Below are 8,041 nucleotides of genomic sequence, written 5' to 3' on the forward strand. Positions count from 1 at the left end.
GTATTGATGGTGTTTATTGCCATGCGCTATTTTGGTGTCGATGCCAATATTGTGGCTTTGTCAGGAATTGCCATCGCTATTGGAACGATGGTCGATCTGGGGGTCATCCTGTCGGAGAACATCATCAAGCATGTGGATGAAGCTCCGCCTAGGCAGAAACTGATTACCACCATATACAATGGCGCATCTGAGGTCAGTTCGGCCATTCTAACTGCAGTGTCTACCACGATTGTAAGTTTTATTCCGGTGTTCACGATGCAGGCTGCCGAGGGAAAATTGTTTGGTCCCCTGGCTTTTACAAAAACCTTTGCGCTGGTTGCAGCGCTGATCGTTTCACTTTTTATCTTGCCGGCTCTGGCCCATTGGTTTTTTGGGGCGAGGATCAAAAGTGATCGAATTCGGAAATGGGTGAACATCGCCTTGGTTCCCCTTGGAATTGTTTTTCTGATATTCGGACAAATTTGGGGTGGACTGATGTTGCTGGCTTTTGGGCTGGTCGGAATCCTGAAGATGCTTGGGCCCAAAAGAGAAGTAGCCGAAAGCACGAATGAACAGACCTCATCCGGGAAACAACGTCTGCGTAAATCAGCGTACTGGCTGTTGGATCATGCTGAAATCGTGCTGGTTGTTTTGGGTGTTGTTTGGTTGCTGGCCAGGTACTGGCTGCCTTTGGGACCGGCAAAAAGTCTGATGCTCAATGTGGTGTTTGTCTCCATGATGGTGATCCTCATTTTAGGAGCCTTTACCCTGCTGGAGTATTTCTATAAACCCATTCTTCGCTGGTGTTTGGATCATAAAGTCAGCTTTTTGCTAATTCCTTCATTCTTAATTCTTTTTGGAGCCACCACATGGATGGGCTTTAGCACAATCTTTGGTTTTGCCGCAAAGGGATTCGATGCGGTAGGCTGGAATGTTCGAACCACCAAGGTTTGGTCGGGTTTGGTGCACTCGTTTCCGGGCATGGGGAAGGAATTTATGCCCTCGCTCAACGAAGGAAGCTTCCTGTTGATGCCGACGTCCATGCCTCATTCAGGAGTGGCTTACAACCGAAAGGTTTTGGGGCAATTGGACATGCTGATCTCAGATATCCCTGAGGTTGAGCTGACGGTAGGTAAACTGGGAAGGGTAGAGTCAGCTCTTGATCCGGCGCCTATTTCGATGTATGAAAACGTGATTAACTATCGGCCTGAATACATGCTGAATGAACGAGGACACCGTGTGCGGTTCAAGGTTGACCGGGACGATCGCTTCATCCTGGCCAGTGGTGACACCCTGAGCAATGAAGAAGCCTTGGAGCGCGGAGTGACAAGCGAGGATTTGGTGCCCGATGAATGGGGTAATTATTTCCGCAACTGGCGGCCACACATCCAATCGCCTGATGATATTTGGAATGAGATTGTCAAGGTGGCGAAAATTCCCGGAGTGACTTCGGCGCCTAAACTACAGCCCATTGAAACGCGCTTGGTCATGCTGCAGACCGGGATGCGTGCGCCCATGGGAATCAAAGTGTATGGGCCCGACCTGAACACGATTGAGGAGTTTGGGATGAAGTTGGAAGGTATCCTAAAAGAGGTGCCTTCGGTGAAGGCCGAAGCGGCTTTTGCTGACCGGATTGTGGGTAAACCTTACCTGCACCTCAACATCAACCGGGACGAAATTTCGCGCTATGGGCTGAATATTGAAGATGTGCAACAAGCCATCGAAACGGCCATTGGCGGCATGAAAATCACCTCGACTGTAGAAGGGCGCGAGCGCTTCCCGGTGAGGGTACGCTATCCGCGAGAGCTGCGTGACGATCCCGAATCGCTGGGCAAAATACTGATCCCAACGCCAACCGGGGCGCAAATTCCAATCAGCCAGCTGGTTGATTTTGAATACAAGCGCGGGCCACAAGCCATTAAAAGCGAAGATACATTCCTTGTGGGTTATGTTTTGTTTGACAAGCGCGATGGCTTTTCCGAAGTGGGCGTAGTCAATGATGCCCAACTGGCTATCCAAGCCAGGATTGAGTCTGGTGATTTAACAGTCCCTGCTGGAGTCAGTTATAAATTTTCGGGGAGTTACGAGAATCAGGTGCGGGCCGAAAAGCGCCTGTCCATTATCGTTCCCGTGGTGCTGCTGATTGTTTTTCTGATCCTTTATTTTCAGTTCAAGTCGGTCACCACCTCGCTGATGGTTTTTACCGGAATTGCAATGGCTTTTTCCGGGGGCTTTATGATGCTGTGGCTGTACGGACAGGGTTGGTTTGTCGATTTTTCCTTCTTTGGAACGAATATGCGGGACTTATTTCAAATGCATACAGTGAACCTGAGTGTGGCAGTGTGGGTGGGTTTTATCGCCCTGTTTGGAATTGCAACCGACGATGGCGTATTGATGGCGACCTATCTCGACCAAAGTTTTGAGCGAAACAAGACTGACAACCTGAAAGGCATCCGTGCCGCAGTGGTGGAAGCCGGGCACCGAAGAATTAAGCCTGCAGTGATGACTTCGGCGACGACCATTATCGCGCTGCTTCCAATTCTGACGTCAACAGGGCGGGGTGCGGATATTATGATTCCGATGGCTATTCCGGCTTTCGGCGGGATGATTTTTGCCGCCGTCACTTATTTCATTGTGCCGGTACTGTACAGTATGCGTGAAGAGAGAAAACTCAAAAAATTAGTGTCATGAAGATCATAATAAATCTATTTATTTTTTTGATTTTCGGAAGTGCAGTAGCTTCGGCTCAAAGTCTTGCCGATTACCAACGAATCGCTTCTGAAAACAATCCCGGATTACAGGCTAAATACAAGGAGTTTGAAGCCGCTTTGCAGAAAGTACCCCAAGTGGGCAGCTTGCCCGACCCTGCATTTTCATTCGGTTATTTTATTTCGCCGGTTGAAACACGGGTAGGGCCGCAAAGGGCCAAGTTTTCGCTCACGCAAATGTTTCCCTGGTTTGGTACTTTGGAGGCCCAACGCGATGCTACAGCGTTGATGGCAGAAGCCCGCTACCAGTCTTTTCTGGATGCGCGTAACCAACTGCATTATCAGGTGGCTGCGTCCTACTACCCGCTGTACGAACTCAAGCGATGGAAACAGATTGAGCAAGAGAATATTGACATCCTGCAATCCTATAAAACCATTGCCAATTCGAAGTTTAAGAGCGGCGCTGCGCCGATGGTGGATGTGCTGCGGGTGGACTTGATGCTGAAGGATGCCGAAACCAACCTGAGCATTTTGAATCAAAAGGAAAAGCCCTTACGCGCCAGCTTCAATCAATTGCTCAATCGAGAGGAAAGAGAGGTGGTCCTTATCGAAGATTCGTTGGAAGTAGAGGCTTTCGCGGTTGGTTTCCGAAGAGATTCGCTGCTGACTAATAACCCGGTGCTGGATGCACTGGATTTGAAAATACAAGCCAGCGAAGCCAGTGAATTGGCGGCTCAAAAACAAGGACTTCCAAAGTTGGGAGTAGGACTGGACTACGCGGTTGTGGATGAACGCAACGACATGAGTTTGGCCGACAATGGCAAGGACATCTTCATGCCGATGGTTTCGGTAAGCATTCCCATTTTTAGGGGTAAATACAAGGCAGCGATAAAGGAGGCGCAGTTGATGCAGGAAAGCTACACGCTGCAACGCGAAGAGCTGGTCAACTCGCTTAGTTCGGGTTACGAGACCGTTTGGTTTGATATCCAGCAACAATTGGAACTGATCGAGCTGTACGAAAACCAACTGGTGACAACCGGACAATCGCTCAACCTGTTGTTTAGCGCGTATGGCAACTCCGGAAAGGAATTTGAAGAGGTGTTGCGCATGCAACAGCAACTGCTGAAATACGAAAAAATGAAGGCGACTGCGGAAGCTAAGTACCAGATCGCACTGGCAAAACTCCATTATATCACTGCAAAAACTGAATAAAAATGAATACAACGAATAAAAAAACAATTTTGATGGTCCTGGCAACATTGCTGGCAGGTGTGATGCTGGGCTGGTTGCTTTTTGGCGGTTCCGGAAACGAAACCGGACACGAGGGGCACGATCATGAAACGGAAGCGTCTGGCGAGTCGGAAACCTGGACCTGCTCCATGCACCCGCAAATCCGACAGGAGGAGCCGGGCGATTGCCCCATTTGCGGGATGGATCTGATTCCGCTGGAAAATGAAGACGAGGGTGAGCAAGACCCCATGTCCATCCGCATGTCGGCCACAGCCATGCAATTAGCGAATGTCAGCACCGCTATCGTGGGCACGCTTGAACCTGTCAAATCCGTGCGGCTAAACGGCAAGGTGCAGGCCGACGAGCGGCTGGTTTTTTCCCAGTCCTCGCACATTCCCGGGCGGATTGAAAAGTTGATGGTGAACTTCACCGGTGAGTTTGTCCGTAAGGGGCAGCCTGTTGCAGCGGTGTATTCGCCAGAACTGGTCACGGCCCAGGAAGAACTGTTTGAGGCACAAAAAATCAAGAAAACGCAGCCGCAGCTATTCATCGCAGCCAAAGAGAAGCTGAAAAACTGGAAGCTGTCGGATAGCCAGATAGAGGCCCTGTTATTATCGGGAACCTCCAAGGAAGAGTTTGAGGTTTACGCCGAGGGCTCCGGCTATGTCATGGAAAAGAAAATCAAGCTTGGTGATTATATCCGCAAGGGTGAGGCCATCTATGAAATTGCTGACCTCTCGCGGGTGTGGGTGCTTTTTGATGTGTACGAATCCGACCTGGCATGGATTGATCGGGGCGATCGCGTAAACTTTACTGTCGCTTCACTGCCGGGCGAGACGTTTGAAGGGACTATCACCTGGCTCGATCCGGTGATTGATCCCCAAACACGGGTGGCCAAAGCCCGGGTGGAGTTTGTCAACTCCGGGCTGAAGCTGAAACCCGAGATGTTTGTTTCGGGAACGGTTGAGGCGGAACTTACCGCTGAGCCGGGGTCGGTGGTGGTGCCAAAAACTGCTGTGATGTGGACCGGTGAGCGTTCGTTGGTGTATGTCAAGGCGCTGACGGATCAAGGGGTTAGCTTCCTGATGCGTGAAGTGACCCTGGGGCCTTCGCTGGGCGAGAGCTTCATCATAAAAAGCGGGCTGGAGCAAGGCGAAGAAATTGCGGTGAATGGTACCTTCAGTATTGACGCTGCGGCACAGCTTGCCGGCAAGCCGAGTATGATGAGTCCCGAAGGTGGTGCGGCGATGACCGGGCATAACCATGGTGTAACGGAGATGGGAACAGAAACAGCGGCCGAAAAACACAGCCCTGTTGAGCCTGTCCAAACCGATCCTGCTTTTAGGCAACAATTGACTAATGTCTATGAGGAATACCTTGGAATGAAGGACGCGTTTATTGCATCTGAGGCACATCAGGTGATGGTTGCGGCTCAGGAGGTAGAGAAATCATTGAAAAACGTTGATATGGGATTGCTCAAAGGCGATGCACACGTGGCCTGGATGGAGCAGTTGAAAACACTTGAGAGTACCATCAGCAGGATCAGCAAATCGATGGACATTGAAGAGCAACGAACCGAATTTGCACAGTTCAATTTGTCCTTCTACAAAAGCCTGAAAATGTTTGGACTGAAAGACAAAACGACCTACTATCAATACTGCCCGATGGCTAACCGCGACAAAGGTGCCTATTGGTTTAGCGAAACAGAAGAGATACGAAATCCTTATTTCGGGGACGAAATGTTAGGATGTGGAGAGACAAGAGAGACTTTATAACCAGGACAAAATTAATTACGATGAAAACCAAAATTTTAAGCATAGCAACATTTTTCCTGTTGGGAGCAGTAGCTGTTTTCGGCGGTAATAAAACCGAAAAATTTAAAGTATCTGGAAACTGTGGCATGTGCGAAAAACGCATTGAAAAAACGACCACTTCGCTGGATGGTGTTGCAACAGCTGACTGGAATAAGGAGACAAGTGAGTTATCCGTTACGTACGATGATCAAAAAACAAGTGCACTGAAAATACAGACAGCGATTGCGATGACCGGGCATGACACAGGGCATTTTAGTGCCAGTGATGCACGATATGCTGAACTGCCAGGCTGCTGTCAATATGAGAGAGATGGCAAAAGAAAAACAAATAACCATGCTTCCATGGAACTTCCGGGATTAATGAAAAATACCGATTCAGAAGCAGAATGTGTGCACGACAAAAGTCCGACATCGGGCTCGTGCTGTGAAAAGTAAAAAGTGATGCTTAAGGCATCTGAGAACTTTCTTTGAAATTGAATATCCGTTATCAGGTATTTGATTAAATAAGAGCCTCTCATGGGACTCGAACCCACGACCTGCTCATTACGAATGAGCTGCTCTACCAGCTGAGCTAAAGAGGCAAATGCGAGGGATAAAATTAGTTTTTTATTCGATGAATTAATAGAAGTAATAACCATTAAATTTTAAAGTAAATGAAAACAAAAGTAATGATGCTGGCTATCCTGATGATGATGGGTGCCGGAAGTGTTTTAGCAAAAAGTAAAACCGATAAGTTTAAAGTGTCTGGAAACTGCGGCATGTGCGAAAAGCGCATCGAAAAAGCCGCGCTGTCGGTTGATGGTGTGGCCACCGCCGACTGGGACAAAAAAACGAAAATGATTCAAGTAGCGTTCGATGAAAGCGAAACCGATGTCGACCGGGTGCAAATGGCCATTGCCAAGGTGGGGCACGATACGCCCAAACACAAGGCAAGCGACGAAGTGTACAGCGAGTTGCCGGCCTGCTGCCAGTACGACCGCTCGGCAAAAGCCGAAAAAGCGCATGATCACGATCACGATCATGGTCACCAACATTGATCATATAACAAATCATGAAGTTGAAAGGGATGTCCAGATGATTTGGGCATCCCTTTTTTTCGGCCAAAATTTTCGGTTTGTTGAGACTTATTATCCAGTTGTTTTTCTGATGACCACATAGAAGGGTAGTGGAGCTATTTCTCAAACCTGACGGGTTTGGATGTTTATAGAAAAACCGAAGCATTCAAATGTACGACCCCATCCGAGGTCGAGTTTTTCTCAATCATTCGCTGTTCTATAAAGATACGATGCCTCCGGCATTAGTCTGTTTGGGAGCTTGACCCATCACCACTAGCGCTACGACAAAGGGAAGAGAAGTAGACTGAGACACGTTTGAATTCTGCTATAAGATTTACTCGTTGTTAGCATTTTTTTTATTGACTGAACGTAGCACTTACTGATAATTTATTTGAATCTGTTTTATGTTCCAACGTCAGAAACACAGGATTGTCAAAATAAGAAGGTATCCAGTCATTTGGAAATAATTGAATAAGGCGTTCAAATTCGAATGTAGCCTTTGCCGCTCCATTTGAATTAATTCGTTCGATCGTTAACAGAGCACCGTCAATTCCTAATTTTAGGATTACTTTTGCGTCTGTTAAAGTATTATTGAATCCTGAGGCTTCGGCAAATCTAAAATAGTAACTATAAAATCGATCTGTACCTCCCAAATAAGGACAGCATCGATTCGTTGAATCTGATGCAGAAGAAAAAATCATTTTATCCGATGAATGGTCAAATACGTGGATTAAAGTTCCACGACCATCATAGTAATTCCAAGTCCCCATTTTATCACCAGAGTTATATATACCCATTGCGGCTATTAAACTATCTTTTTTTGACACAATCACGCTTCCTTTTTCATCAATTGTAAGGTCACTTTGACCATTTACCAATGATGAAAGTGATATGTCTTTGTATAAAGGTTTGTAGTATTCTTTCCAAACACCTCGCTTTTCATCCGCGAAATAGTTACCAAATGATTCTAAAGCTCCTCCGTTATGAAAGAAGTACCATTCTCCAACTTTTCTGTCATTTTCAAAGAACCCAAACGCAATCGGTATTCTTCTATCCAGTATATATTTTTGAAATTTAACATACTCTCCGTGCTTGATGCTCTTATTTTCTTTTAACACATAGTATTCTTCTATGTAATCTCCCTTTTGTACTCGTTTCACTTTCGTTTCCTGACAATAAGAATTAGTAGTAATGACGATACTAAGAAGGCTCAATATGATTGTAATTTGTTTCATTGGTTTTTATTTGCAACTAGT

At 46.9% G+C, this 8,041-nt stretch carries 6 protein-coding genes and 1 tRNA gene; 5 read left to right on the forward strand and 2 right to left on the reverse strand.

Going from position 1 to position 8,041, the window contains the following annotated elements:
• The 4 genes from AAC033_RS17335 to AAC033_RS17350 form a co-directional block, all read left to right on the forward strand.
• A partial coding sequence (locus AAC033_RS17335; RefSeq protein WP_339740449.1) for an efflux RND transporter permease subunit occupies positions 1-2,670 on the forward strand: 2,670 nt, incomplete at its 5' end.
• Positions 2,667-3,899, forward strand: coding sequence for a TolC family protein (locus tag AAC033_RS17340; RefSeq protein ID WP_339740451.1), 1,233 nt, complete (start codon positions 2,667-2,669; stop codon positions 3,897-3,899). The genes AAC033_RS17335 and AAC033_RS17340, both read left to right, overlap by 4 nt.
• Positions 3,900-3,901: 2 nt before the next feature.
• Positions 3,902-5,692, forward strand: a complete 1,791-nt coding sequence (locus tag AAC033_RS17345) for an efflux RND transporter periplasmic adaptor subunit (protein WP_339740453.1) — start codon at positions 3,902-3,904, stop codon at positions 5,690-5,692.
• A gap of 20 nt (positions 5,693-5,712) precedes the next feature.
• A complete protein-coding gene (locus tag AAC033_RS17350) occupies positions 5,713-6,165 on the forward strand; it encodes a heavy-metal-associated domain-containing protein (protein WP_339740455.1) in 453 nt (150 codons plus the stop codon).
• A gap of 73 nt (positions 6,166-6,238) precedes the next feature.
• Here the strand turns inward: AAC033_RS17350 and AAC033_RS17355 are convergent.
• Positions 6,239-6,311 (reverse strand) — tRNA-Thr (locus AAC033_RS17355).
• A 72-nt stretch (positions 6,312-6,383) separates the two neighbouring features.
• Between AAC033_RS17355 and AAC033_RS17360 the strand changes: the two genes are divergently transcribed.
• On the forward strand, positions 6,384-6,767 hold the full coding sequence (locus AAC033_RS17360) for a cation transporter (protein WP_339740457.1): 384 nt from the start codon (positions 6,384-6,386) through the stop codon (positions 6,765-6,767).
• Between the two features lie 374 nt (positions 6,768-7,141).
• Here the strand turns inward: AAC033_RS17360 and AAC033_RS17365 are convergent, their stop codons facing one another.
• Entirely contained in the window at positions 7,142-8,020 is an 879-nt protein-coding gene (locus AAC033_RS17365) for a hypothetical protein (RefSeq protein WP_339740459.1), read from the reverse strand.
• Positions 8,021-8,041: the final 21 nt, after the last annotated feature.

Origin of the sequence: uncultured Sunxiuqinia sp. (assembly GCF_963974515.1) — a bacterium.
In the GTDB taxonomy this organism is placed as follows: Bacteria; Bacteroidota; Bacteroidia; order Bacteroidales; family Prolixibacteraceae; genus Sunxiuqinia.

Bases quoted from the DNA above. Each gene is read 5' to 3' on its own strand.
- AAC033_RS17360 (WP_339740457.1), top strand. From the start codon at position 6,384: ATGAAAACAAAAGTAATGATGCTGGCTATCCTGATGATGATGGGTGCC.
- AAC033_RS17340 (WP_339740451.1), top strand. From the start codon at position 2,667: ATGAAGATCATAATAAATCTATTTATTTTTTTGATTTTCGGAAGTGCA.
- AAC033_RS17345 (WP_339740453.1), top strand. From the start codon at position 3,902: ATGAATACAACGAATAAAAAAACAATTTTGATGGTCCTGGCAACATTG.
- AAC033_RS17365 (WP_339740459.1), bottom strand. From the start codon at position 8,020: ATGAAACAAATTACAATCATATTGAGCCTTCTTAGTATCGTCATTACT.
- AAC033_RS17350 (WP_339740455.1), top strand. From the start codon at position 5,713: ATGAAAACCAAAATTTTAAGCATAGCAACATTTTTCCTGTTGGGAGCA.